We start from the raw sequence: 24,096 nt of genomic DNA, 5'->3' as shown, positions 1-24,096 counted from the left end.
TGTTTACCCTGGAATCATCCATGAATACCGCAACCCTCAAGAATCCGGACAACAAACCCTCTGTCTCCTGGTGGCGCGTGCCACAAATGTGGCTGGTGGTGGGGGGACCTTTGCTGGTGGTGATTGCGAGCATCGTCACCGCAGTCATTGCGGTGAAGGGCGCCGATCCTGTTCTCGACAAAGAGGACTATGAGCGCAACCTCCAGGCCGCGCGGTCGCTGCAAGGCCAGGCCCGCATTGACGCGCTGATTCAGTTGCAGCCTGCCCATCAAGCGCGCAATCACGCGGCTTCGCCGGTGATCCCTGCCACTAGGTAGGTGTGTGATGATCAGGGCTTCGTGAGGAGCATCACACGGTTCCCCGAATCAGCGACAGAACCCAAGGAGACACAACGATGTGGGTACAGCGATGGATGTGGATTGCATGGCCAGCCTTTCTGGTGGCAGCCGTACTGGAAATGATCGTGTTTGCCATGGTGGATCCCAGCGATCTGCACTGGTTCGGGCAGCCGCTGGACATGTCCAGGCAGGCTGTCTACACGATGGCCTTCTTCGTCTTCTGGATGGTGACCATGGTGTCGAGCTCGCTCACTGCGCTGTTGTCCATGTCTCCGTTCGAGGTCAACCGTTGCCCCGTTCCTCTGGACGAGCGGCCTCGCGACTGCGCCAGGAACGGTCCGTGCTCTTGAATCAATTTCTTGATTGCAACGACAAAGCCCCGTCGAGTCTGCTCCGACGGGGCTTTTGTTTTAGGGCGTGAAACGGCGGAGGGGCGGGCCAGGAGCCGTGACCAAAGCTAGCGACAGGTCTGCGGATTGACGATCTGTTTGAGCGCGTCGGTGTTCTTGATATGAACATAGCGTTGTTTGACTTCGATCGTGCCTTCCTCGACGAATTTCGAGAACGTGCGGCTCACCGTCTCGAGTTTCATTCCAAGGTAGCTCCCGATTTCTTCCCGGGTCATGCGAAGAATCAGTTCCGACTGCGAGAAGCCTCTGGCATGCAGGCGCTGTACAAGGTTGAGCAGAAAGGCCGCCAGCCGTTCCTCGGCCCTCATGCTGCCCAGCAGCAACATGACGCTGTGGTCACGCACGATTTCGCGGCTCATGATCTTGTGCACATGGTGCTGCAGGGTAGTGAACTCCCTGGACAACTGCTCGACATCGTCAAACGGCATGACGCAGACCTCAGCGTCCTCCAGAGCAATGGCATCGCAGGAATGGTGGTCGCTGACGATGCCATCCAGGCCGATGATTTCACCCGTCATCTGGAATCCTGTCACCTGATCACGCCCGTCGGCCGTGGTCACACAGGTCTTGAAAAAGCCTGAGCGGACCGCATACAACGAAGTGAATTTGTCGCCGGTGTTGAACAGTGCCGTCCCGCGCTTGATCCTGCGCCGCGAAGAAATCACGCTGTCGAGCTTGTCCATTTCTTCGGAGTTCAATCCCATGGGTAAGCACAACTCGCGCAGGTTGCAGCTTGAACAGGCGACTTTGATGCTGTGGACGTCCATATTTTTCCAAGAATTGCAGCCCTAGCTTACCCTATGGCCCTACGGCCTGTCGAGCAAGGATCGGGTCGTGGAGACAAGAACTCAGGGTCAACCCGAGTATGACGGGTGGGCTTGATCAAGATCAAGGGGTTCTCTTTACGCATGATGCACAGTGGCGCCGAAGAACTGGAGAATTGTTTGTGAGTCATGCCATTTCCAACGAATTGCTCAAGCGATTCGACGTCCCTGGGCCACGATACACCTCGTATCCGACCGCTGATCGTTTCGTTGAAGCTTTCACCGAGCAGGACTATGTCCAGGCGCTGGAGCAGCGCAGGGCCGGGTCGATGGCGTTGCCACTGTCTCTCTATGTGCACATCCCGTTCTGCGAGTCGGTTTGTTATTACTGTGCCTGCAACAAGGTCATCACCAAACACCATGAGCGAGCGGCCGAGTATCTGCGCTACCTGTCCCGTGAAGTAGAGCTTCAGGTCCAGCACTTCGGGCAGGGGCACAGCGTATCGCAGCTGCATCTGGGTGGCGGCACGCCGACATTCCTCTCGGACACCGAGCTCGAAGATCTCATGGCCATGATCCGGCGCAACTTCACGCTGGTTCCCGGTGGTGAGTACTCGATCGAGGTCGATCCCCGCACTGTCACCGACCAGCGCTTGCAGACCTTGGCCAGGTTGGGTTTCAACCGCTTGAGCTTTGGTGTGCAGGACTTCGATCCAGCGGTGCAAAAAGCGGTGCACCGGGTGCAGCCGGCTGAACAGGTGTTCGCGCTGGTGGACACAGCGCGCAAGATCGGTTTTGAGTCGGTCAATGTCGACCTGATTTATGGACTGCCTCTTCAGACGCCCGAGTCGTTCTCCCGCACGCTGGCGCAGGTCAATGCGCTGCGCCCGGACCGCATTGCGCTTTATGCCTACGCGCATCTGCCTTCGCGTTTCAAGCCTCAGCGCCGCATCATTGCAGCGGAGCTTCCCAGTGGAGGCGACAAGCTGTCCATGCTGTCGGCCTCGCTCGATGCGCTGATGGGGGCTGGATACGTCTATGTCGGCATGGATCACTTTGCGCTGCCGACCGATGCACTGGCCGTGGCCAAGCGGCAGGGGCGCCTGCACCGCAATTTCCAAGGCTACAGCACCCAGCCAGACTGTGACCTGATCGCGCTAGGTGTTTCGGCCATTGGTCGCATTGGCGCTACCTACAGCCAAAACGCCAAGACGCTGGAAGAGTATTACGACGCGCTCGACCAGGGGCGGCTGCCGATCGTGCGCGGTTTGGCCCTGACGCGTGATGACTTGCTGCGCCGGTCGGTGATCATGTCCATCATGTGCCAGGGACAGCTTCAGTACGAGTCGATTGAACTCGGTCACCTGATCGATTTCAAGACGTACTTCGCGCGTGAACTGGAGGTGCTGGCCGGGTTGGCCGAGCATGGGCTGGTGACGATCGACGACAGCGGTGTGCAGGTGACGGCCACGGGTTGGTTCTTGGTGCGCGCCATTGCCATGGTGTTTGACAAGAACCTGCAGGTGGATCAGGATCGGGCGCGTTTTTCCAGGATCATCTGACCGCCAGGGTGGACTCGGAGTCCAGAGTACCCCTGACCGCTGACTCCGCTACAGTGCCCTCATGCAGACTTCAATGGCGATCACGGCCCTTTTCATGGGGCTGGCTGGTGGGCCGCACTGTGTAGCCATGTGTGGCGCGGCCTGCGCGGGTATCAGCCGAGCCGCAGGCGAGCGGAGCACGCGCGCATTGTGGACCTTCCAGTTCAGTCGCATGGTCGGCTACGCCTTATTTGGTGCCTTTGCCGCGGGCTCGGTCCAGGGGCTGGCATGGTTGGGCACGAATACCGCAGCGATACGCCCGGTCTGGACCATGTTTCACGTCGGGGCGCTGCTGCTGGGGGCTGTTCTGATCTGGCAGGCGCGCCAGCCAGCCTGGATTGAAAACCTGGGGCAGTCCGTCTGGCGCAAAGCCAGGCCCGTGCTGACATCCCTCGGGCGGCGTGCGCCGGTGGTGCTGGGAGTCGCCTGGGCGCTCATGCCATGTGGCCTGTTGTATTCGGCGCTGTTGGTGGCGTCACTCTCGGCCAACGCATTGGAGGGGGCGGCCATCATGGCGTTGTTCTCCCTTGGCACCTCCATTTCGCTGACCGCTGGACCTTGGTTGCTGCTGCGTTTGCGTGGTGGCCGTTCGGGTGCATGGGGAATCCGCTTGGCCGGATTGGCACTGGCGGCCACGTCTGGCTGGGCGCTGTGGATGGGTATCACGAATCCGACGGGACTGTGGTGCGCCTGACCTGGTTTCAGGTGGCTTGAGTCCGCCAGCCTGGGCGCGTTGCCACTGCCAGGTCGACTCCCTTGGCCTTGAGCCGGAGTCGTTGCAACCCATGGTCCAAGCGGCGGACCGATCGATATCTCAGGATGAGAGAGTTAATTTCCTCCATGTGAAATTACACAATGGTGCGGCGCAAGAAATTTTCTCAATATGAGAGAAAATATCTCATATTGAGGAATTTGATATAAAAGTTATTGAATCAAAAGGGAAAAATATTTGTCTTGTATAAGACATAAGAGCTTTTCAAAGTCTTCTATAAGACTTAAAGTCTCTCCATTGGCGCCGCATTGGCAAATGCCCTCGCCGACCCTTTTCAATCAACCTCATGGAGTGAACACATGCCCCAAGCCCTCAACGAGCAACTGAGCCGTCAGCAACAGATCGACGCCCTGGAAAAGGACTGGGCGACCAACCCCCGCTGGAAGGGTGTGAAGCGCGGCTATTCCGCAGCCGATGTCGTGCGTCTGCGCGGCAGCATGCAGGTGGAGCACACGCTGGCCATGCGTGGTGCTGAGAAGCTGTGGGACAAGGTCAACGGCGGCGCCAAGAAGGGCTACGTCAACGCCTTTGGTGCCATTTCCGCCGGTCAGGCCATGCAGCAGGCCAAAGCGGGTCTCGAAGCCGTGTACCTGTCCGGTTGGCAGGTGGCCGCCGACGGCAACACCTCCGAAACCATGTACCCCGACCAGTCGCTTTATGCCTACGACTCGGTGCCGACGATGGTGCGCCGCATCAACAACACCTTCAAGCGCGCCGATGAAATCCAGTGGGGCCGTGGCATCGAACCGGGAAGCCCTGAGTTCATCGACTACTTCCTGCCGATCGTGGCGGATGCCGAAGCCGGGTTTGGTGGTGTGCTCAATGCTTTCGAGCTGATGAAGAACATGATCACTGCCGGTGCTGCTGGCGTGCACTTCGAAGACCAGCTGGCTGCCGTGAAGAAATGCGGCCATATGGGTGGCAAAGTGCTCGTGCCTACGCAGGAAGCCTGCGAAAAGCTGATTGCCGCGCGCTTCGCCGCCGACGTGATGGGTGTGTCCACCATCGTGCTGGCCCGCACCGACGCCGAGGCCGCCAATCTGATCACCAGCGACCACGATGCGAACGACAAGCCTTTCCTGACCGGCGAGCGCACGCAGGAAGGGTTCTACCGCGTCAAGAACGGCCTGGAGCAGGCCATCAGCCGCGGCATCGCCTACGCGCCCTACGCTGACTTGGTGTGGTGCGAGACCGGCGTGCCCGACATCGGTTTTGCCCGTGAGTTCGCCCAAGCGGTGCAAGGTGCCTGCCCCGGCAAGCTGCTGTCCTACAACTGCTCGCCTTCCTTCAACTGGAAGAAGAACCTTGACGACAAGCAGATTGCGTCTTTCCAGGAAGACCTGGCCGCGCTGGGCTACAAGTACCAGTTCATCACGCTGGCCGGTATCCACATCAACTGGTTCAACACCTTCCAGTTCGCCCATGCCTATGCCCGCGGTGAAGGCATGAAGCACTACACCGAGATGGTGCAGGAGCCCGAATTCGCTGCTCGCGAGAAGGGCTATACCTTCGTGTCCCACCAGCAGGAAGTCGGTGCGGGTTACTTCGACGATGTGACGACCGTGATCCAGGGCGGCTCGTCCTCCGTGAAAGCCTTGACCGGCTCGACCGAGGAAGAGCAGTTCCACTGAAAGCACCCCTGAGTGGTGAGGAGACAAAGCCCGGGCTTGCCCCGGGCTTTTTTGTGGGAAAATCAAGATCCTTTGAATCAGCAAGAGCGAGAAAGGCAATCTGGTTATGACACCGCGAACTCAGGAGAAGCTCTTTCCGGCCTCTTAAGGCCAGCAGTTCGCGCCTGCCCGATTCCCTTTGTTCTCTCCAATCCAGCGCGGCCCTAGCCGCGCTTTTTTGTTTTCTGGACACCCATGTTGCACATCACGCTCCCCGACGGTTCACAACGCGAGTTCTCTGGCCCGGTCACCGTGGCCGAGGTTGCCGCCTCGATCGGCACCGGTTTGGCCAAGGCCGCACTGGCGGGAAAGATCGATGGCAAGGTGGTTGATACCAGCTACCTCATCACACAGGACAGTCCGTTGTCCATCGTCACCGCCAAGGATGCGGATGGCCTGGAGGTGATCCGCCACTCAACCGCCCACTTGCTGGCGTACGCGGTCAAGGAATTGTTTCCCGATGCCCAGGTGACCATCGGTCCGGTGATCGAACACGGCTTCTTCTACGACTTCTCGTACAAGCGACCTTTCACGCCCGAGGATCTGGTGGCGATCGAAAAGCGCATGACTGAACTGGCTGCGAAGGACGAGCCCGTGGTGCGCCGTGTGCTGCCACGTGATGAGGCGGTCGAGTATTTCAAGGGCATGGGAGAGCACTACAAGGCCGAGATCATTGCCAGCATTCCGAGCAATGAAGATGTGTCGCTCTACCGGGAGGGGGCGTTTGAGGACCTGTGCCGCGGCCCGCACGTGCCCAGCACCGGCAAGCTCAAACACTTCAAGCTCATGAAGGTGGCCGGTGCCTATTGGCGTGGCGACCATCGCAACGAGATGCTGCAGCGCATCTATGGCACAGCCTGGGCCACCAAGGACGAGTTGCAGCAACACCTGACCATGATCGAAGAAGCCGAGAAGCGCGACCACCGCAAGTTGGGTCGCGAACTCGACCTGTTTCACTTGGATGAGCACGCCCCAGGGCTGGTGTTCTGGCACCCCAAGGGATGGATGCTGTGGCAGGAAGTGGAGCAATACATGCGCCGCGTGTACCGTGACAACGGCTATCAGGAGGTCAAGGGGCCGCAGATCATTGACAAGTCGCTGTGGGAGAAGACAGGCCACTGGGACAAGTACCGCGATGCCATGTTCACGACCGAAAGCGAAAAGCGCGACTACGCCTTGAAGCCCATGAATTGTCCCGGTCACATCCTGATCTACAAGCAGGGCATCAAGAGTTACCGCGACCTGCCGCTGCGCTACGGTGAGTTTGGCCAGTGCCACCGGAACGAGCCGAGCGGCGGCCTGCATGGCATCATGCGCGTGCGTGGGTTCACGCAAGACGATGGTCATATCTTCTGCACCGAAGAGCAGATTCTGCCCGAATGCCTGGCCTACACCGCACTGCTACAGAAGGTGTATGCCGATTTCGGTTTCAAGAACATCATCTACAAGGTGGCCACGAGGCCGGAAGCGCGCATCGGTTCTGACGAAGTCTGGGACAAAGCCGAGCATGCACTCATGGAAAGCCTGCGGGCGTCTGGGTGCGAATTCGAGATAGCACCTGGCGATGGGGCCTTCTACGGCCCAAAGATCGAGTACACGCTGAAGGATGCGATCGGTCGGCAATGGCAGTGCGGCACCATGCAGGTGGACTTTTCCATGCCAGAACGCCTGGATGCCGAGTACGTGGGCGAAGATGGCGCGCGACACCGACCTGTGATGCTGCACCGAGCCATCGTCGGCAGCCTGGAGCGTTTCATCGGGATCTTGATCGAGGAGCACGCGGGTGCGCTGCCGACATGGCTGGCGCCGGTGCAGGTGGCCGTGCTCAATATCACCGATGCGCAGGCCGAATACTGTCGCGAAATCGCGGAATCACTGCAGAATCAAGGGCTTAGGGTCATAACCGACCTCCGCAACGAGAAAATAACGTATAAAATACGGGAGCACGCGTTGCAAAAGCTCCCTTATATCGTTGTCGTGGGCGACAAAGAGAAGGCGGCTGGTGCCGTGGCTGTGCGGGCGCGAGGTAACAAAGACCTCGGGGTCATGCCGCTGGAAGACTTTTTCAGACTGATCGCGGCAGACATTTCATCCAAGGTTTGAATTCAAACATCCGGTTGATGCCCCTGCGGCTGCAGCACACGGCGCGGACGCACTGGGGCTGCCGATAGGTTGCCCATCTGTTTGAACTGCCCACGCAAAGGAACCTACCATAGCTACCAATTTTCGTGACCGCCGCCAGCGCGAGGAGCGCGCGCACCGACTGAATCGTGAAATCATGGCCCCCGAGGTTCGCCTCAACGGGCCGGAAAACGAGCCGCTGGGCATTGTCAGTCTGCAGGAAGCGCTGCGCATGGCTGGTGAGCTGGATGTGGATCTGGTCGAAATTGCGGCCACGGCCATTCCGCCGGTGTGTCGCCTGATGGACTACGGCAAGTTCAAGTACCAGGAGCAGAAGAAGGCGGCTGAGGCGAAGGCCAAGCAGACGGTCATCGAGATCAAGGAGATCAAGTTCCGCCCTGGGACCGATGATGGCGACTACAACATCAAGATGCGCAATATCCGGCGTTTTCTCGATGATGGCGACAAGTGCAAGATCACGTTGCGCTTCCGTGGTCGTGAAATCACGCACCAGGATCTTGGACTGGCGCTGCTCAATCGCATTCGCGATGAGTTAGCCGATTCGATCGTGGTGGAGCAGTTCCCCAAGCTCGAAGGGCGTCAGATGATCATGATGATCGCGCCCGGTCGCAAGAAGACCGGTGGCGGTGCCGCCAAGGCGGTCGAAGCAGCAGCGCAAAGCGCTGATCAGCCGACGGCCTGAGACTGATAAGGATTGGACGGGCAGGGTAGTCTCCTGCCGGTTCGAGGCACGGGTTGAAAGACCGGTTGCCGAAAGAGAGGCCGCAAGGCTTTTCATAAAAGTGGCTCGGGGCCAACAAGTCTGCGGAAGGTTCGCAGCGCCTCACGAGCACAAATGAAAAGGAGCATGAATATGCCCAAAATGAAGACCAAGAGCAGCGCGAAGAAGCGATTCCGCGTTCGTCCCGGTGGCACCGTCAAGCGCGGTCAAGCCTTCAAACGTCACATCCTGACCAAGAAGACCACCAAGAACAAGCGCCATCTGCGTGGTGCGGTGACTGTCCATGAGACCAATATGGGTCACATGGCACAGATGCTGCCCGGCATGGGTATTTGATCAACGACGAACAAGGAGTCACTCATGCCTCGCGTCAAACGTGGTGTAACGGCACGCGCCCGCCACAAAAAAGTTCTCGCCCTTGCAAAGGGTTTTCGCGGTCGCCGCGGTAACGTCTTCCGCATCGCCAAACAGGCGGTGATGAAGGCTGGGCAATACGCCTACCGTGACCGCCGCAACAAGAAGCGCGTCTTCCGTCAGCTCTGGATCGCGCGTATCAACGCCGGTGCCCGTGCTTGCGGCCTGACGTACAGCCAGTTCGCCAACGGCCTGAAAAAGGCTTCCATCGAAATCGACCGCAAGGTTCTGGCCGATCTGGCCGTGAACGACCCGGCTGCCTTTGGCAGCATCGTGGAGCAAGTCAAAGCCAAGCTGGCCGCTTGATTCACGACGGGATGTCCGCAGCCGTCCAGGCTGCGGTTCCCCCTGTCGCTCAAAGGGGTTGAGGCTTGAGGGATTTCCCTCGCAGCGCTCAACCCCTTTTTTGTTTTGCAAACCTGTAAATACACATGAACGAGTTGGACGCACTGGTCGATAGCGCACGCGCTGGCTTTGCGCAGGCCACCACCCCTGCCGATCTGGAGAATGCCAAGGCATTGTTTCTGGGCAAGTCGGGTCGTATCACCGAGTTGATGAAGGGCATGGCCGCTTTGTCGGTGGACGAGAAAAAGACCCGCGGCGCCGCCATCAACCAGGCCAAGCAGGCCATCGAAGCCGCGCTCACCGCGCGCCGCCAGGCACTTGCTGACGCGGAACTCCAGGCCCAACTCAAGGCCGAGGCGCTGGATGTGACGCTGCCCGGTCGCCAGCGTGGACAAGGTGGTCTGCACCCGGTCAGTCGGACGCTGGAGCGGATCGAGGCGATCTTTTCGTCGATGGGTTTCGACGTCGCCGAAGGCCCTGAGATCGAGTCCGATTGGTTCAACTTCACCGCACTGAACACGCCCGAAGACCATCCGGCGCGTTCCATGCACGATACGTTTTACGTGGAAGGCGGCAGCGAGAAGGCCCCCAACCTGCTGCGCACCCACACCAGTCCGATGCAGATTCGCCATGCGGTGCAGCATGTCAAGCGCCACCGCTCAGCGCTCGACGCAGGGCAGGGTATGCCCGAGATTCGGGTGATCGCGCCGGGGCGAACCTACCGTGTGGACAGTGATGCCACGCATTCGCCCATGTTCCACCAGTGTGAAGGCCTGTGGATTGGCGAAAACGTGAGTTTCAAGGACCTTAAGTACGTCTTCACCGATTTCTGCAGGACTTTCTTCGAAAGCCACGATCTGGTTCTGCGGTTCCGTCCGAGCTTCTTCCCGTTCACCGAACCCAGCGCTGAAATCGACATCCAGTTCCAGAGCGGCCCATTGGCCGGGCGTTGGCTGGAAGTGGCCGGCTCCGGCCAAGTGCATCCGAACGTGGTGCGCAACATGGGGCTGGACCCCGAGCGCTTTATCGGTTTCGCCTTCGGCATGGGGCCGGATCGCCTGACCATGCTGCGTTATGGCGTGAACGACCTGCGCCTGTTCTTTGATGGCGACATCCGCTTCCTTTCGCAGTTCCGCTGAACTTTCGGTACGACACGATGCAATTTCCCGAATCCTGGCTGCGTGCCTTTTGCAACCCACCCCTGACCAGCCAGCAACTGGCCGACACCCTGACCATGGCCGGTCTGGAGGTCGAAGAACTTCGCCCGTTCGCCCCCGCTTTCACTGGCGTGGTGGTGGGCCAGATACTGAGCGCCGAACAACACCCCAACGCCGATCGCCTGCGCGTGTGCCAGGTGGATGTGGGGCAGGGTGCTCCGCTGAACATCGTCTGCGGTGCACCGAACGCGCGCGCCGGCATCAAGGTGCCGTGTGCCACCGTCGGTGCGCTACTGCCGCCCGGTGAAGACGGCAAGCCTTTTGCCATCAAGCTGGGCAAGTTGCGCGGCGTCGAAAGCCAAGGCATGCTGTGCTCGGCCAAGGAGTTGCAAATCTCCGAAGAGAGCAACGGTCTGCTGGAGCTGGGCGACGACGCTGTGGTCGGTCGCGACATCCGTGAACAACTGGGCCTGGACGACATGCTGTTCACGCTCAAGCTCACGCCCAACCTGGCGCACTGTCTGAGTGTGTACGGCATCGCGCGCGAGGTGTCTGCCTTGACCGGCACGCGGTTGCTGCAGCCCGAATTTCCAAAGGTCGCGGCGGATATACAGGACCGCCTGCCTGTGAGCGTGCAGGCGCCCGACCTGTGTGGGCGTTTCAGCGGTCGCATTGTGCGCGGCGTGAACACGAAAGCGCAGACCCCGGCTTGGATGGTCGAGCGGCTGGCGCGCTGTGGTCAGCGCAGCATCTCGCCCCTGGTGGACATTTCCAACTACGTGATGTTCGAGCTGGGCCGTCCCTCGCACATTTTCGACCTCGACAAGATCCAAGGTGGCTTGCAGGTGCGCTGGGGTCGCGAGGGTGAGCAGCTCAAGCTGCTCAACGGCAACACCATCACGGTGAACGCCGACGTTGGCGTGATCGCTGACGACCATCAGGTCGAGTCGCTGGCCGGCATCATGGGGGGCGATGCCACCGCCGTGTCCGACGACACGCAGAACATCTTCATTGAGGCAGCCTTCTGGTGGCCCAAGGCGATTGCCGGGCGTTCGCGGCGGTACAACTTCTCCACCGACGCGGGACACCGGTTCGAGCGCGGGGTGGACCCCTCGACCACGGTGGAGCATGTCGAGCGCATCACGCAGCTCGTGCTGGAGATCTGTGGGGGGCAGGCGGCGGTGCTGGATGACCAGGTGATCCACCTGCCGCAGGCCACGCCCGTGACCTTGCGCGTGGCGCGCGCGGTCAAGGTGATCGGCATGCCACTGACGCAGGCGCAATGCGCCGCTGCTTTGCGGCGTCTGGGGTTGCCTGTGGCGGAGGGCGATGGCACCCTCACCGTGACGCCACCGGCCTATCGTTTTGATCTGCAGATCGAGGAAGATCTGATTGAAGAGGTGGCGCGCGTCGTGGGCTACAACGAGCTGCCCGACACACCGCCGCAGGCTCCCATCACCGCCAAGGTCCGGACCGAAGCGCGTCGGGGCCCGTTTGCGGTACGCCGCAGCCTGGCGCAGCTGGGCTATCAGGAAACCATCAATTTCAGCTTCGTCGAAGAGCGCTGGGAGTCGGAGCTGGCGGGCAACGCCGATCCGATCCGTCTGCTCAACCCCATCGCCAGCCAGATGAGCGTGATGCGCTCTTCGTTGCTGGGCAGCCTGGTGGCCGCGCTCAAGTTCAATCTGGACCGCCGCGCCGACCGCGTGCGTCTGTTCGAGGTGGGGCGCGTGTTCCGCAAGGACGCGTCGGTGGCCGACAGCGACACCACGGTGGCCGGGTTCGACCAGCCAATGCGCGTGGCCGGGCTGTGCTTCGGTGCGGTGGAGGCCCTGCAGTGGGGCGTACCTGCGCGCGCGGTGGACTTCTTTGATGTCAAAGGGGACGTGCAGGCGCTGCTCGCACCCAGGGCGGTCGAGTTCCGAGTGGCCGAGCATCCCGCGATGCATCCCGGTCGTTGCGCCAGCGTCTGGCTGGCCGGAGGGTGTATCGGCCACGTGGGCGAGCTGCACCCGAAGTGGCGGCAGGCCTACGAGCTGGCTCAGGCGCCGGTGATGTTTGAGCTCGACCTCAACGCCGTGCTGGCGCGCGATGTGCCGGCCTACCAGGGGGTGAGCCGCCATCAGGCGGTGGAGCGCGATCTTGCCATCGTGGTCAAGGAGTCCGTCACGCACGCGGCGGTGGTTGATGCCGTTCGTGCACCCGCCAGTCCCTGGTTGCGCGACGTGGTGTTGTTCGATGTGTACCGACCCAAGAAGCAGGCCGGGGTCGACGCGAGCGCTCCTGGTGCACTGGCTGCCGACGAAAAAAGCCTTGCCTTGCGATTGGTGCTCAATCGGGACGACGCTACACTGACCGACGATGAGATCGATGCCGCCATCCAGGCGGTGCTCGCATCACTGGGGCAGCGCGTCGCAGCCAGGCTGCGTGCCTGATCACAAGAAAATGGAGGCCCACCGAATGGAACTCGCTGTTGAAAGCCTGGAAACGCCCGCATTGACCAAGGCGCAGCTCGCCGAATTGCTTTTTGATCAGATCGGTCTGAACAAGCGCGAGTCCAAGGACATGATCGATGCCTTTTTTGATCTCATCACCGACAGCCTCGTCAATGGCACCGACGTGAAGATCTCGGGTTTCGGCAATTTTCAAATCAGGACCAAGGCGCCCCGACCTGGGCGCAACCCGCGGACCGGTGAACCGGTGGCCATCCAGGCGCGGCGCGTGGTCACCTTCCACGCCAGCCCCAAGCTCAAGGAACAGGTGCAGACGGCCATCATAGGCGGCTGACCCTCACGCATTTGCCTGCCAGCCCGGTGGTTCAGTGACCACTGGGCTTTTTTTCATCTGTTCAAGGGTTGTTGCCTTTTAAATCATGGGGTAGCGTGGCATTTGCAACAGTTTGTGTGGAATTTTTCATCCGCCAGGACGGGTCCGACTGTGTTAGAGTAAATTTCAAGGTTCGGTCCGTACCGCCTTGATTTTCATGGAAAAAACGCTCCCACCCATTCCCGCAAAGCGCTACTTCACCATTGGTGAAGTGGGCGAGTTGTGTGGTGTCAAGCCGCATGTGCTGCGGTATTGGGAGCAGGAATTCACCCAGCTGCGGCCCATGAAGCGGCGTGGCAACCGCCGCTATTACCAGCACCATGAAGTGCTCATGATCCGCAGGATCCGCGAACTTTTGTACGACCAAGGGTTCACCATCAGTGGGGCGCGCAACAAGCTGCAGGAGATCGTGCAGGCCGAGCGGGACAAGCGTCGTCAGGACGAAGTCGAGGGCATCGAGGTCATCGAGCTCGATCTGGATTCCCAGTTCCCTGTGGATGACTCGACTTTTGGTGCCGATGTGGAAGGCGATGTTGCCGTCACTGCGCCTGCGATCAATGGCTCGGGCACGCTGTTGCGCGATATGCGCCGCGAATTGCTGGAAATTCGAGAGCTTCTTCGCCACGCGAGCTGAAAGCCGTGTTTTGCCGGCTATAATTTGAGGCTTGTCGGCGTGTAGCGCAGCCTGGTAGCGCACTTGCATGGGGTGCAAGGGGTCGCGAGTTCGAATCCCGCCACGCCGACCATTTAAATTAACGGGTTAGCTCAGTTCTGAGCTAACCCGTTTTTCTTTGTGGGCTGCCAGGATTGATCGGGTGTTGCAGCCGAAGTGGCCATGCCCCCCACGGACTCACCCATGCAGCTTGATCTCTTGGCCGGTCTGCTGGATCGCCATCTCTCTGACCGGATTCGGCAGCCCCTTCGTCTGGAGGCCTTGCCCGATAAGGGGCTTGCCCACTGGCACGTCCGCTTGAAGGGCGCGGGCCTGCTGGCGCGCATTCCCAAACAGAGCCAGATGGACCTGGCCGCGTCGGCGAACCTGCGCTACCAGTGCGTCTGCTTTCAACGCGCAGCCCCTTCGGGGCATGTCCCGTGGCTGCACAGCGTGATCGAGCCGTCGGACGGCATGCCCCGGGGCGCGCTGTTGGTGGAAGAGATCGTGGGCATGCCGGCCAGCGAGCCGCGCCATCTGGCGCCCATCATGCAGGCGCTTGCAGCGATCCACGCGTTGCCGGTGCCTGTGCCGCAAGACTGCGCGCCGTTGCTCAATGAACCGGATCCGCTTGCGGGCATCGTCGCCCTCATCGACGCTCAGGCCCGCCATCTGGACCATCCCACCGTCCCCGCGGCTTCGGCGCGGGCGGTGAAGGCCCGGCTGGCGGACCTGACGCAGCGCATGGTGCCGGTCGTGATGGACTGCCCCCAGCGGTTGATCACTTTCGACGCCCATCCGGGCAATTTCCTGATCACGCCCTCGGGCAAGGCGGTGCTGGTGGATCTGGAGAAGCTGCGTTACAGCTACCCGCCGCTGGACCTGGCGCACGCGACGCTCTACACCTCGACCACCTGGGACCGCGACGCCTCGTTCGAGCTGCCCACCGAAGCGGTGGCGCGCGCTTACGAGGTCTGGGCAGCGGCGGTGGGCGAGGCCATTGCCGGGCCTTGTCGGCGCGCGCTGGTGCCGCTGGTGCCGCTGCGCGAGTTGATGTGGCTCTGGTCGGTGACCTGGTGCGCCAAGTGGCTGGCCGAATCGGCCGGCAGCCACAGGGCGGGTGGCGACGGTGAAGACTGGTCGGCCCGCCACAGCGAAGCCGCGTTGATCGAACATGTGCGGGGGCGGGTGAACGACTACCTGTCCATCCGCTGCATCGAACGCATGCTGGCGGAGTTCCACGACCTGCAAGCCGTCCTGGCCACATGAAGTGGGCGAGGCTGTAAGCTTTGATGGCTTCGCCCGACTATGGGCTTTACCTCTTTGTTTTCGGAGTCCTTGCACATGAAATGCTTGCCCCTCACCACCTTGGCGTTGAGCCTGTCGCTATCCTTCGCGGCCAACGCCGACTGGGCCAAGGTGGAGGCCGACGCCAAAGGCCAGACGGTGTACTTCAACGCCTGGGGTGGCAGCGAGGCGACGAACGCCTACATCGGCTGGGTGGCGAAGGAGGTCAAGGGCCGCTACGGTGTGGAGCTGCGCCACGTCAAGGTGACGGACACGGCCGAGGTGGTCAAGCGGGTGCAGACCGAAGTGGCCGCCGGGCGCCGCACCGACGGCTCGGTCGACCTGATGTGGATCAACGGTGAAAACTTCCGCAACCTGAAGCAGGGCGGTCTGCTGTTCGGCCCCTGGGCCGAGAGCCTGCCGAACTGGGGTGCCGTGGACCTGAACAAGCCTGTGCGCAGCGACTTCTCGGTGCCCACCGAAGGCTTTGAAGCACCCTGGGGCACTGCGCAGCTGACCTTCATCGCCGACAAGGCCAAGACGCCCACGCCGCCGCGTTCGGCGGCCGAGCTACTGGCGTTTGCCCAAGCCAACCCCGGCCGCGTGAGCTATCCCAAGCTGCCTGACTTTCACGGCACGACCTTCGTCAAGCAGGTACTGATCGAGTTGGCGCCCGACCGCCAACTGTTGCAGGCGCCGGTGTCGGCCGCCAGCTTCGCCTCGGCCACGGCGCCACTGTGGGCCTATCTGGACCAGCTGCACCCGCAACTCTGGCGCAGCGGCAAAACCTTCCCAGCCAGTGCCGCTGAAATGCACCGCATGCTGGCCGACGGCGAGCTCAAACTCTCGCTGACCTTCAACCCCAACGAGGCGGCCAACCTGATCGGTACGCGCCAGCTGCCCGCCACGGCCTACAGCTTCGGCTTCACGGGTGGCACCATCGGCAACGTGCACTTCGTCGGCATTCCGGTCAACGCCAAGGCCCCCGCCGGCGCCCAGGTGGTCGCCAACTTCCTGCTGTCGCCCGAAGCCCAGGCCCGCAAGGCCGACGTGGCGGTCTGGGGCGACCGCAGCGTGCTTGACCTGGCCAGACTGCCCGCCGCCCTGCAGGCCACCATGCGCAAGACCGCGCCTGGCGCACTGGCTGAGGCCGTGCCCACGCTCGCCGAGCCGCACGCCAGCTGGGTGGAAGCGCTGGAGGCCGAGTGGCTGAAGCGGTACGGCGCACGCTGATCCGTCGCTGGGCGCCGCCAGGGCCACCGGGCCACGGGCGTCGACCATGGTCGGTGTGGCTGGCTGCCTTGCCGGTGGCGCTGATCCTCGGGCCCCTGCTGCCCGGGCTGTATTGGGCGCTCGCGCCCTCGCTGGACGCCGCCGTCTGGCAGGCCCTGTGGACCGACCCCCAGTGGCCCCAGGCCTTGCTAGCGACCTTGCTCTCGGCCTTGCTGGGGACCGCTCTGGGCGCCGCGATGGCCGCCGCGCTCGCCACCCTGTACTACCCGGGCCGCCGCTGGGCCGACTTGCAGCGGCGCATGCCTTTGTTGCTGTCGGTGCCGCACGCGGCCTTTGCGGTGGGCCTGTTTTTCCTGCTGTCGCCATCGGGCTGGCTGGCGCGCGCGCTGGCCCAGGGGCTGGGCTGGGCCGAGCCGCCCGCCTGGATCACGGTGCAGGACCCCTATGGCCTGAGCCTGGCGCTGGCGCTGGGCATCAAGGAGAGCTGGTTTCTGTTGTGGGTGCTGGTCGCAGTGCTGGGTGAGCAGCAGGTCCAGCGCCACATGGTGGTGGCTCGCTCGCTGGGCTACAGCCGGGTGCAGGCCTGGCGCCTGGTGTTGTGGCCGCAGCTGCTGCCGCGCCTGGGCTGGCCGCTGGCGGCGGTGTTTGCCTATGGTCTGTCGGTGGTGGACATGGCGGTGATCCTGGGGCCGGGCACACCGCCCACCCTGGCCGTGTTGATCTGGCAGTGGCTCACCGACCCCGATGCCGCGATGCAGGCCAAAGGCGGCGCGGCCTCGCTGGTGCTGCTGGGGCTGTTCCTGCTGGGGGCCGGCGCCGCGCGCTGGCTGTGGCGCCACACCCTGCGCCGCGCCGCCTACCCGGCGGGCGAGCGCCGGCCCGCGCGCCGGCCGGCCCGCGTGGGCCTGCACCTGCCCTTGCTGCTGATCGGCTATGCGGTGGTGGCGGTGCTGCTGGTGTGGTCGCTGGCCGAGAGCTGGTTTTTCCCGGCGCTGTGGCCCGAATCGCTGTCGCTGCAGACCTGGAGACAGGCCGACAGGGCGCCGTTCTGGACCACGCTGTGGCTCGGCGCGGCTGCCGTGCTGCTGTGCCTGCCGGCCGCCCTGATCTGGCTGGAGTGGGGGCCGCAGCGGTTCAACGCCGTGCTGTATGTGCCACTGATCATTCCCGCCCTGCCGCTGGTGGCGGCGCAGTACGCGGCCCTGCTGCGGCTGCAGGTGGACGGCACCGCGCCGGGTCTGGTGTGGAGCCATCTGCTGTGGGTGCTGCCCTACATGGTGCTCACGCTGATCGGCCCCTACCGCGCTTTTGACCGCCGCCTCATGACCACCGCGCGGGCGCTGGGGGCTTCACCGCTGAGGGCCTGTTTGAGCGTGAAGTGGCCGATGCTGTTGAAACCCATGCTGGCCGCGCTGGCCGTGGGGTTTGCGGTGAGCGTGGCGCAGTACCTGCCGACGCTGTTTGCGGGCGGCGGGCGGTTTGTGACGGTGACCACCGAAGCCGTGGCCCTGAGCGCCGGCGGCAACCGCCGCGTGCTGGCCGTGCAGGCGATGCTGCAGATCGCGCTGCCGCTGCTGGGCTTTGGCCTGGCGGCGCTGATTTCACACTGGGCCGGCCGCTGCCGGAAAGGCTTGCGCTGACATGTTTGAAATACGGAATCTCACCATCACCCAGGGCCAGAGTGTGCTCATCGCGGGTCTGGACCTGCAGGTGAAACCAGGCGACATCGCCACCGTGACCGGGGCTTCGGGTTCGGGCAAGTCCACGCTGCTCAACTGGCTGGTGGGTGATCTGGACCCGGCCTTCCAGGCCAGCGGCGAGCTGTGGCTGGACGGCCAGCGGCGCGACCACCTGCCGGTGGAAGCCCGGGGTGTCGGCATCCTCTTTCAGGACGACCTGCTGTTCCCGCACCTGAGCGTGGGCCAGAATCTGGCCTTCGCCTTGCCCGCAGCGCGGAAGGGCGCTGCCGCGCGCCGCGCGCGGGTGGAGCAGACGCTGCGCGAGATCGGGCTGGACGGGTTTCACGACCGCGATCCCGCCACGCTCTCGGGAGGTCAGCGCGCCCGCGTGAGCCTCATGCGCGCTTTGCTGGCCGAGCCCTGCGCGCTGCTGCTGGACGAGCCGTTCTCCCGGCTCGATGCCGAGCTGCGAGCGCAGTTCCGGGGCTTCGTGTTCGAGCAGATCGCGCGCCAGCGCATCCCCACCTTGCTGGTCACGCACGATCCGGACGATGTGCCCCCTGGCGGGCGGGTGCTGGACATCCACCAGTGGCAGGCATAGAGGGACACCCCCGCCGCGCTGCGCGCGACCCCCTCCAGGGGGCAACGCTGGCGGCCCGGCAAAGCCGGTTCCGCGGCGTTCTGGGTCGTGCACGTCGTCCCGGAAAGGTGGTTGGACTTCCAGCTGCCGCGTTTCAAGTGGCTGGTTGCAGGTGAGGGGGCAGCCAACGCAAGTCGGCCGGCTCGTCGATGTCGTGCAGCGTCGGCAAGGTCCGCAGCGACCAACCGAGTTGCTCCAGACGGCGCTGCGTTTCTTGCGCCACGGTGGCCGTGCTCCAGGCGATGCCGGCAAACAGGCTGGCGTCGAAGCGGTTCAGGCCGAGCAGCACGTAGCCGCCATCGAAGGCCGGCACCAGGGTGGCGTCGGCCGCGATCAGGCTGGCTGCGGCTTCCCGGATGCGCCCGGCCGTGAGCTCGGGGCAGTCGGTTCCCATCAGCAGCACGGGCTCTCCCGCACTCAGCGCGCGCTGGGCGGCGCGGGCCATGCGCGCGCCCAGATCGCCGTCGCCCTGGTCGCTCCAGTTGAGCGTTGCCTGCGGCGCCAGGCCCGACCAGAGCGGGTCAGGGGGCGCGGGCGTCACGCACAGTTCCACCGGGCCCACACCGCTGGCCAGGGCTTGCGCTACCGTGTGTTGCAGCAGCGCGGCCGCCAGCATGGCTGCACCTTGAGCATCCAGCGCAGGGATCAGCCGGGTCTTGACCAGGCCCGCCACGGGGGCTTTGGCGAAGATGACGATGCGGGGTGGTTTGGCCATAGGGGGCCTACCGGTAGCGCTGCGCGAGCTGTTCGGCCGGTGTGCCGCGCCAGTAGGCCCAGCGCAGGCGCCACATCAGCAAGATGGTGCGCCAGACACCCCGGCTTTCCCAGCGCCGCCCCGAGGTCAGCACCGGGGTGTGGATGCAGGCGGGGCGGGCCAGCGCCCGCAGGCGTTGGCTGAGTTCGATGTCTTCCATCAGGGGTTGATCGGGGTAGCCACCCACGGCCTCGAAGGCCTTGCGGATGACGAAGATGGCCTGGTCGCCGGTGGCGATGCCCGTCCAGCGCGAGCGCAGGTTCATCAGGCGGGCGATCACGCGCAGCATGGGGTGTGCCCCGTCGATGAGCACATCAAAGCGGCCCCACAAGGCGGCGGTCTTCAGCATCGTCTGGCGCACGGTGGTGAGGGCGCCTTCGGGCAAGAGCGTGTCGGCGTGCAGGAACAGCAGCACGTCGCCGGTGGCCCGGGCCGCGCCCAGGTTCATCTGCCGCGCACGGCCTTTCGGTGACGCCAGCACCCGAAAGCCGGCACATTCCACCAACTCCACAGAACCGTCGTCGCTGCCGCCGTCGACGATCAAGACCTCACAACCCTGGCGCGTCAGCACGGACAGCCGCGCCAGCAAGCCGGGCAAGCCAGAGGCCTCGTTGAACATGGGCACGATGATCGAAAAGCGCATGGGTACCGTCAATGGAAGCGAATGGACCGGGCGTGGGACCGCATCACGCCATCAAGCCGTCAGCACCACGGGTTCCAGCGCGTCGGAAGCGCCGCGGATGCGCCCGATGGCGGCCGTCTGGGTGTAGCCCGCCACCTTCAGGGCGCGGATGCAGGCGCTGGCCTGATCGGCCGGCACGCTGGCCAGCAGACCGCCCGCCGTCTGCGGGTCGAACAGCAGCGGGTAGCGCGGGTCTTTCACGAAATCTTCGGCGTTGCGCAGCGCGCGGCGCAGGCGCACATTGGCCGGCTGCAGCGAGCTGACGATGCCCGCCTCCACGCATTCCACGGCACCGTCGAGCAAGGGCAGGGCGCTCAGCTGCAGCTCGGCGTCCACGCCCGAGGGGCGCGTCATCTCCACCAGGTGCCCGAGCAGGCCGAAGCCGGTCAGGTCGGTACAGGCGGTGGCGCCGTGCTGGCGCAGGATCTGCGCGCCGGCCTGGTTGGACAGCACCATGGATTGCAGCGCGGCGGCTATCCAGCGGCCTTTGGCCGCGTGCCGCGCGTGGGCCGCGAACAGGGTGCCGGTGCCGATGGGTTTGCTGAGCAGCAGCACGTCGCCGGGCAACATGCCGCCCTTGCGCATGACGCCGCCGAGTTGTTCGTCGATCAGACCGTTGATGGCGAAGCCCAGCGCCAGCTCGCGGCCCTCGCCGGTGTGGCCGCCGACCAGGCTGCACCCCGCGGCGTTGAGCACCTCGACCGCGCCCGTCATCATCTGCAGCAGCAGATCTTCCACCTTGGCTTCCAGGCCCGGCGGCACGGTGGCGATGGCCGTGGCGGACTGCGGCTCGGCGCCCATGGCGAAGATGTCGCCCAGCGCGTGGTTGGCCGCCACCTGGCCGAACAGGTAGGGGTCGTCGATGAAGCTGCGGAAGAAGTCCACGGTGTGCACCATGGCCTTGCCCGGCGGCACGCGCACCACGGCGGCGTCGTCGGGCGCGTGCAGCCCTATCAGCACGTCATCCCGCTGCACCGGCTGCAGTTGCCCCAAGGCGCGGCTCAGGATGCTGGCGCCCACCTTGGCGCCGCAGCCGCCGCAGCGCATGGCGATGGCCGAGATGGCCTGCTGCGATTCTTCGGCACTCAGCACCAGACCGCTGGCGGGCGCTGCCTGGGCAGAGGTTTCCGACGCCATGGCCGGCAACTCGGTGAACTTGCGCATGAAGCGGTGGTCGATCCAGTCCTTCCAGGTCCAGACCCAGGCGCCGGCAAAGCCCAGGGCTCCGCGCGAGGCCACGGCGTAGCGGTCGCCGGTGGAGATCAAAGCCAGCCAGCGTTGCTGCGGGTTGTAGGCCACCAGCGGCTGGCCGCGCAGGCTCAGGCGCAGGTTTTTCGCCAGCGGCGGGCCCATGCGCACCGCGAACACACCGGCCTTTTCCAGCGGGCGCGCCGTGAATGAGGTCACGTCACCCGCGGCAAATATCTTGGGGTCGTCCAGCGTCTGCAGTTGCTGATTGACCTGGATGAAGCCGTCCTTGTCCAGCGCCAGGCCCGTGCCTTGCAGCCAGGCTGGGCCACCGGCCTGCGTGACCCACAGGGTTTCGTCGGCGTCGAAGGTGCGGCCGTCCTGCGTGTGCAGGCAACCGGGCGACACCTGGGACACCTCGGCGCGGGTGTGCACCGCCACATGGCGTTCGCGCAAGATGCGGGTGAACCGCTCGCGCACGCCAGGGTTGTGCGTCGGCAACAGGGTGTCGCTCGCGGTGATCAGCACGAAACGCAGCAGCTCGGGGTTGCGGCCCAGTTTCTGCAGCTCGTTGCGCAGCCGGAACTGCACCGACAGCGCCAGTTCCACGCCCCCCGCGCCACCGCCCACCACCGCGATCGTGAAGCGGCTGCGCAGTTCGCGCACGCGGTCGAGCAGCTGCAGCCAGCGCTGGTTGAAATGCGCGATGGGCTTGACCGGCACGGTGTGTGCCCGCGCGCCGTCCACCTGGCGCACATTGGGCGTGGAGCCGGTGTTGATGGAGAGCAGGTCGTAGGGAATCGGTGGCCGGTCGCGCAGCAACACGCGCTGGTGGGCGCGGTCCAGGCCCGTCACTTCGCCGTGGATGAAGCGCGCCCCGGCGAACGAGGCCAGGCGACCCAGGTCGATGTGCACGTCGTCAAAGCTGTAGTGGCCCGAGATGTAGCCGGGCAACATGCCGGAGTAGGGCGTGTCGATGTCGGTGCAGATGAGCGTGATACGCAGGCCGGGCTCGGGCTGCATGGCCAGCATGCGCAGCACGACCACGTGGCTGTGGCCACCGCCGACGAGCACGAGGTCGCGCAGGATGGGTTGTTCGGAGGCTTGCATGGGACCTTGGTGGGGGGCTGTTGCCGTCGATCATAGGTGGGCGCACGATGCACCGCAGTGGCCTGATCGAGGTCAGCGCCGAGAGGTCGATGGAGTTCCCGTGCGTCAGCCTCCGTGCCGGGGCAACCGGGCCACGAAGGCCTTGATGGCCTGGGTCAGTTCGTCAGGACTGTCCCGGTGCGGTGAATGGCCACAGCCCGCCATGACGTGCGTCGTGGCCAACGGTGCCAGGGCGCCGATGCGCTCGATCTGGGCCAGCGTGCCGTACTCGTCGGCGCTGCCCTGTACCGCCAGCACCGGGCAGCGGATGAGCGGCAGCAGGTCTTCGATCGACCAATCGCGGAACGCCGGTGACAGCCAGACATCGTTCCAGCCCCAGAAAGCCGAGTCCGGGTCCTGGTGGTGGCGGGCCAGCCGGGCTTTCAGATCGGTCTGGAGGTAGGCCTCGCGCGCCTGCTGAATGCTGCGGACGGAGATGTCTTCCACCATCACATGGGGCGCCACCACGATCAGGCCCTGCACCGACCCGGGGTGGCGCGCGGCGTGGATCAGCGCGATCGACCCGCCGTCGCTGTGGCCCAGCAGCCAGACTTCGCGGTACATCTGGTGCACGCCGAGTTCGCGCAACAGGGCCGGCAACACCTCGCTCGCCTGGCGCTCCAGAAAGTCGGGTTGCCAATGCTGCTCGGCGGGCCGTGGGGTGGAGCGGCCGTAGCCGGGCCGTGAATACACCAGGCCATGCCAGTCCAGCGCCTGGCAGAGCAGGGCGGGGTAGTCCCGCCACATGCTGACCGAGCCCAGCCCCTCGTGTAGGAACACCAACAGGGGCCGGTCGGCGGCGCTGGCGGGAATCCACCGGGTTTCGATGTCGACGGCGCTGCCGGCCCAGTCCACGCGGCAAAGGGGGGTGGTGTTCATGGGGTTCTTTTTCGCGGCGGGCAGTGGCTCACTGGGTGAATTCGATGCGGCCTTCCGGCAGCAGGTACAGGACCAGCGCACGACCGCGGGCCACGGTGGGCGAATGCGCCGAGCCCGGGCCATAGACCAGCCAGCCCGCGCCACGGCCGTCGAAGGTGGCGGTGTCGTCCAGCGGCATGATCAGATCGATTTCGCCCAGGGGGTGCGCATGGTGGGGGCCGGCGAGGGTGTTCATGTCCACCACGTCCACCGAAAAGCGCTGCAGAGCGTCGTCGGGTTTGAAGATGCGCCCGTACTTGAGGCCGCCCCCCTCGCGCTGGCAGAGCCAGCCCTCGGCCACCCCTTGCTCGCACGCGGCCTTGAGCTGGCGGTAGGTGGGCGAGTCGGCACCCAGTTCCTGGTTGAGCCACGTCTGTAGCGAGGTGTCGAGCGCACGGTCGCCGATCTGGCGCGTCACGTCTTGCAGCAGGGTCTTGAATGCGTCGGGGTTCACGAAAGTCTCCTGGTGGTTTATAGGGTATGCACTATTGTGCAGTTCGGCAAGACTATCGAAATGTGGTGATCTGTCAAGCAGTATGTTGCACTTCATATTGGTGTAAGTCGCGCTTGAGTCATGAACGATAGGGTGATTGGCGCATTAAAATGCTTGACCTGGCGCAATATCATGCACTATGATGCATCAAATCCAGTTTGCAGCATCTTGCATTTACCAAGGAATGGCCCCATGAACGCTCCCGATCCCTTCGTCACGCGCCAGGCTCAGATGGTCGATTACCGCACCGCCCCCAGCGAA

The 24,096-nt window shown here is 63.8% G+C and carries 24 protein-coding genes and 1 tRNA gene; 19 read left to right on the top strand and 6 right to left on the bottom strand.

The window, feature by feature from the left end:
* The first annotated feature begins 20 nt into the window (after positions 1–20).
* The gene (locus HTA01S_RS22585; protein WP_068175548.1) at positions 21–317 is read left to right on the top strand and encodes a hypothetical protein; all 297 of its coding nucleotides are present in this window, start codon (positions 21–23) and stop codon (positions 315–317) included.
* 77 nt (positions 318–394) lie between these two features.
* Positions 395–688 carry a hypothetical protein gene (locus tag HTA01S_RS22580; protein WP_068175546.1) on the top strand — a complete coding sequence of 98 codons (294 nt, stop codon included), beginning with the start codon at positions 395–397 and terminating at the stop codon, positions 686–688.
* A 107-nt stretch (positions 689–795) separates the two neighbouring features.
* On the opposite strand, the gene fnr is transcribed toward HTA01S_RS22580, so the two are convergent.
* Positions 796–1,515, bottom strand: a complete 720-nt coding sequence (gene fnr, locus HTA01S_RS22575; RefSeq protein WP_068175544.1) for a fumarate/nitrate reduction transcriptional regulator Fnr — start codon at positions 1,513–1,515, stop codon at positions 796–798.
* A gap of 179 nt (positions 1,516–1,694) precedes the next feature.
* On the opposite strand from fnr, the gene hemN reads away from it, so the two are divergent.
* From hemN to HTA01S_RS22495, 16 genes are all read left to right on the top strand, one after another.
* Entirely contained in the window at positions 1,695–3,074 is a 1,380-nt protein-coding gene (gene hemN, locus HTA01S_RS22570) for an oxygen-independent coproporphyrinogen III oxidase (RefSeq protein WP_068175733.1), read from the top strand.
* Positions 3,075–3,135: 61 nt separating this feature from the next.
* A complete protein-coding gene (locus HTA01S_RS22565) occupies positions 3,136–3,807 on the top strand; it encodes a sulfite exporter TauE/SafE family protein (protein ID WP_068175543.1) in 672 nt (223 codons plus the stop codon).
* A 377-nt stretch (positions 3,808–4,184) separates the two neighbouring features.
* On the top strand, positions 4,185–5,516 hold the full coding sequence (gene aceA / locus HTA01S_RS22560; RefSeq protein ID WP_068175541.1) for an isocitrate lyase: 1,332 nt from the start codon (positions 4,185–4,187) through the stop codon (positions 5,514–5,516).
* A 234-nt stretch (positions 5,517–5,750) separates the two neighbouring features.
* Positions 5,751–7,658: a threonine--tRNA ligase gene (gene thrS / locus HTA01S_RS22555; RefSeq protein ID WP_068175539.1), complete on the top strand. Its 1,908-nt coding sequence runs from the start codon at positions 5,751–5,753 to the stop codon at positions 7,656–7,658.
* A gap of 109 nt (positions 7,659–7,767) precedes the next feature.
* Entirely contained in the window at positions 7,768–8,379 is a 612-nt protein-coding gene (gene infC / locus HTA01S_RS22550) for a translation initiation factor IF-3 (protein ID WP_084236483.1), read from the top strand.
* Positions 8,380–8,550: 171 nt separating this feature from the next.
* Positions 8,551–8,754, top strand: a complete 204-nt coding sequence (gene rpmI, locus HTA01S_RS22545) for a 50S ribosomal protein L35 (RefSeq protein ID WP_066151481.1) — start codon at positions 8,551–8,553, stop codon at positions 8,752–8,754.
* 24 nt (positions 8,755–8,778) lie between these two features.
* The gene (rplT, locus tag HTA01S_RS22540; RefSeq protein ID WP_068175536.1) at positions 8,779–9,138 is read left to right on the top strand and encodes a 50S ribosomal protein L20; all 360 of its coding nucleotides are present in this window, start codon (positions 8,779–8,781) and stop codon (positions 9,136–9,138) included.
* 125 nt (positions 9,139–9,263) lie between these two features.
* Entirely contained in the window at positions 9,264–10,316 is a 1,053-nt protein-coding gene (gene pheS, locus HTA01S_RS22535; protein WP_068175534.1) for a phenylalanine--tRNA ligase subunit alpha, read from the top strand.
* 17 nt (positions 10,317–10,333) lie between these two features.
* Positions 10,334–12,769 (top strand): phenylalanine--tRNA ligase subunit beta, encoded by a 2,436-nt coding sequence (gene pheT, locus HTA01S_RS22530; protein ID WP_068175532.1) that lies wholly within the window; start codon positions 10,334–10,336, stop codon positions 12,767–12,769.
* Positions 12,770–12,794: 25 nt separating this feature from the next.
* Positions 12,795–13,121: an integration host factor subunit alpha gene (locus HTA01S_RS22525; protein ID WP_068175530.1), complete on the top strand. Its 327-nt coding sequence runs from the start codon at positions 12,795–12,797 to the stop codon at positions 13,119–13,121.
* Positions 13,122–13,317: 196 nt separating this feature from the next.
* A complete protein-coding gene (locus HTA01S_RS22520; protein WP_068175527.1) occupies positions 13,318–13,794 on the top strand; it encodes a MerR family transcriptional regulator in 477 nt (158 codons plus the stop codon).
* Between the two features lie 35 nt (positions 13,795–13,829).
* Positions 13,830–13,906, top strand: a tRNA-Pro gene (locus HTA01S_RS22515).
* Positions 13,907–14,016: 110 nt separating this feature from the next.
* Positions 14,017–15,081, top strand: a complete 1,065-nt coding sequence (locus HTA01S_RS22510) for an aminoglycoside phosphotransferase/kinase family protein (protein WP_169804803.1) — start codon at positions 14,017–14,019, stop codon at positions 15,079–15,081.
* Between the two features lie 75 nt (positions 15,082–15,156).
* A complete protein-coding gene (locus tag HTA01S_RS22505) occupies positions 15,157–16,332 on the top strand; it encodes an ABC transporter substrate-binding protein (RefSeq protein ID WP_068175523.1) in 1,176 nt (391 codons plus the stop codon).
* Complete coding sequence (locus HTA01S_RS22500) at positions 16,305–17,972, top strand: ABC transporter permease (protein ID WP_218017384.1); 1,668 nt, start codon at positions 16,305–16,307, stop codon at positions 17,970–17,972. The genes HTA01S_RS22505 and HTA01S_RS22500 overlap by 28 nt, the downstream gene beginning before the upstream one ends.
* A 1-nt stretch (position 17,973) precedes the next feature.
* Entirely contained in the window at positions 17,974–18,612 is a 639-nt protein-coding gene (locus HTA01S_RS22495) for an ATP-binding cassette domain-containing protein (RefSeq protein WP_068175507.1), read from the top strand.
* Positions 18,613–18,745: 133 nt separating this feature from the next.
* Here HTA01S_RS22495 and HTA01S_RS22490 read toward each other — a convergent pair whose 3' ends face one another.
* The 5 genes from HTA01S_RS22490 to HTA01S_RS22470 all read right to left on the bottom strand — a co-directional run bounded on the left by HTA01S_RS22490 (position 18,746) and on the right by HTA01S_RS22470 (position 23,796).
* The gene (locus tag HTA01S_RS22490; RefSeq protein WP_068175505.1) at positions 18,746–19,366 is read right to left on the bottom strand and encodes a TIGR04282 family arsenosugar biosynthesis glycosyltransferase; all 621 of its coding nucleotides are present in this window, start codon (positions 19,364–19,366) and stop codon (positions 18,746–18,748) included.
* Positions 19,367–19,373: 7 nt separating this feature from the next.
* Positions 19,374–20,048: a TIGR04283 family arsenosugar biosynthesis glycosyltransferase gene (locus tag HTA01S_RS22485; protein WP_068175503.1), complete on the bottom strand. Its 675-nt coding sequence runs from the start codon at positions 20,046–20,048 to the stop codon at positions 19,374–19,376.
* 51 nt (positions 20,049–20,099) lie between these two features.
* Entirely contained in the window at positions 20,100–22,385 is a 2,286-nt protein-coding gene (gene selD, locus HTA01S_RS22480; protein ID WP_068175501.1) for a selenide, water dikinase SelD, read from the bottom strand.
* 105 nt (positions 22,386–22,490) lie between these two features.
* A complete protein-coding gene (locus tag HTA01S_RS22475; protein ID WP_068175499.1) occupies positions 22,491–23,303 on the bottom strand; it encodes an alpha/beta fold hydrolase in 813 nt (270 codons plus the stop codon).
* Positions 23,304–23,331: 28 nt separating this feature from the next.
* A complete protein-coding gene (locus HTA01S_RS22470; RefSeq protein WP_068175497.1) occupies positions 23,332–23,796 on the bottom strand; it encodes a DUF4863 family protein in 465 nt (154 codons plus the stop codon).
* Between the two features lie 120 nt (positions 23,797–23,916).
* Between HTA01S_RS22470 and HTA01S_RS25785 the strand changes: the two genes are divergently transcribed.
* Positions 23,917–24,096, top strand: a 180-nt coding sequence (locus HTA01S_RS25785; protein WP_218017383.1) for a hypothetical protein, incomplete at its 3' end; no start/stop codon positions are given.

The sequence above is a fragment of the Hydrogenophaga taeniospiralis CCUG 15921 genome, from assembly GCF_001592305.1.
Lineage (GTDB): Bacteria > Pseudomonadota > Gammaproteobacteria > Burkholderiales > Burkholderiaceae_C > Hydrogenophaga > Hydrogenophaga taeniospiralis.
This window is presented reverse-complemented; position numbering and strand designations above follow the sequence as displayed.

Coding starts and splice junctions, on each gene's coding strand:
- thrS (WP_068175539.1), top strand. CDS start 5,751: ATGTTGCACATCACGCTCCCCGACGGTTCACAACGCGAGTTCTCTGGC.
- pheS (WP_068175534.1), top strand. CDS start 9,264: ATGAACGAGTTGGACGCACTGGTCGATAGCGCACGCGCTGGCTTTGCG.
- HTA01S_RS22475 (WP_068175499.1), bottom strand. CDS start 23,303: ATGAACACCACCCCCCTTTGCCGCGTGGACTGGGCCGGCAGCGCCGTC.
- HTA01S_RS22495 (WP_068175507.1), top strand. CDS start 17,974: ATGTTTGAAATACGGAATCTCACCATCACCCAGGGCCAGAGTGTGCTC.
- rplT (WP_068175536.1), top strand. CDS start 8,779: ATGCCTCGCGTCAAACGTGGTGTAACGGCACGCGCCCGCCACAAAAAA.
- HTA01S_RS22520 (WP_068175527.1), top strand. CDS start 13,318: ATGGAAAAAACGCTCCCACCCATTCCCGCAAAGCGCTACTTCACCATT.
- HTA01S_RS22490 (WP_068175505.1), bottom strand. CDS start 19,366: ATGGCCAAACCACCCCGCATCGTCATCTTCGCCAAAGCCCCCGTGGCG.
- HTA01S_RS22565 (WP_068175543.1), top strand. CDS start 3,136: ATGCAGACTTCAATGGCGATCACGGCCCTTTTCATGGGGCTGGCTGGT.
- rpmI (WP_066151481.1), top strand. CDS start 8,551: ATGCCCAAAATGAAGACCAAGAGCAGCGCGAAGAAGCGATTCCGCGTT.
- HTA01S_RS22585 (WP_068175548.1), top strand. CDS start 21: ATGAATACCGCAACCCTCAAGAATCCGGACAACAAACCCTCTGTCTCC.
- fnr (WP_068175544.1), bottom strand. CDS start 1,515: ATGGACGTCCACAGCATCAAAGTCGCCTGTTCAAGCTGCAACCTGCGC.
- HTA01S_RS22485 (WP_068175503.1), bottom strand. CDS start 20,048: ATGCGCTTTTCGATCATCGTGCCCATGTTCAACGAGGCCTCTGGCTTG.
- HTA01S_RS22580 (WP_068175546.1), top strand. CDS start 395: ATGTGGGTACAGCGATGGATGTGGATTGCATGGCCAGCCTTTCTGGTG.
- HTA01S_RS22505 (WP_068175523.1), top strand. CDS start 15,157: ATGAAATGCTTGCCCCTCACCACCTTGGCGTTGAGCCTGTCGCTATCC.
- HTA01S_RS22510 (WP_169804803.1), top strand. CDS start 14,017: ATGCAGCTTGATCTCTTGGCCGGTCTGCTGGATCGCCATCTCTCTGAC.
- HTA01S_RS22525 (WP_068175530.1), top strand. CDS start 12,795: ATGGAACTCGCTGTTGAAAGCCTGGAAACGCCCGCATTGACCAAGGCG.
- aceA (WP_068175541.1), top strand. CDS start 4,185: ATGCCCCAAGCCCTCAACGAGCAACTGAGCCGTCAGCAACAGATCGAC.
- selD (WP_068175501.1), bottom strand. CDS start 22,385: ATGCAAGCCTCCGAACAACCCATCCTGCGCGACCTCGTGCTCGTCGGC.
- pheT (WP_068175532.1), top strand. CDS start 10,334: ATGCAATTTCCCGAATCCTGGCTGCGTGCCTTTTGCAACCCACCCCTG.